We start from the raw sequence: 406 nt of genomic DNA, 5'->3' as shown, positions 1-406 counted from the left end.
CGAACCCCTGTATGACAGCGTGAAAGGCTGCTGTGTTAAACCGCTTCACCAACGGGCCATGCTAATAATGATATGGGGCCCCCGCAAAGTACTCGGACTAATCTGCGAAGATACACTTCACTTTTTGGGGTTGTTTTCTGGTGCTCCCGACAGGAATCGAACCTGCGACCTCTTCCTTACCATGGAAACGCTCTACCGACTGAGCTACAGGAGCATATATGGCTCCTCGGGACGGACTTGAACCGCCGACCGATCGGTTAACAGCCGATTGCTCTACCAACTGAGCTACCGAGGAACGTTGAAGGATTCATTCCTTCAAAACTGAATATGCATGATTGCTAAGAGTGTGTGGATAAGTCCTCGACCGATTAGTATTCGTCAGCTCCACGTGTTACCACGCTTCCAC

At 50.5% G+C, this 406-nt stretch carries 2 tRNA genes; both read right to left on the bottom strand.

Annotation, left to right across the window (positions count from 1 at the left end):
- Positions 1–138 precede the first annotated feature (138 nt).
- Positions 139–214, bottom strand: a tRNA-Thr gene (locus SB752_RS31970).
- Between the two features lie 5 nt (positions 215–219).
- Positions 220–295 (bottom strand) — tRNA-Asn (locus SB752_RS31965).
- Positions 296–406 lie beyond the last annotated feature (111 nt).

Origin of the sequence: Brevibacillus sp. SIMBA_040, from assembly GCF_046535075.1 — a bacterium.
In the GTDB taxonomy this organism is placed as follows: domain Bacteria; phylum Bacillota; class Bacilli; order Brevibacillales; family Brevibacillaceae; genus Brevibacillus.
The sequence above is the reverse complement of the archived record's forward strand: the minus strand, read 5'-3'. Positions and strand labels throughout refer to the sequence as shown.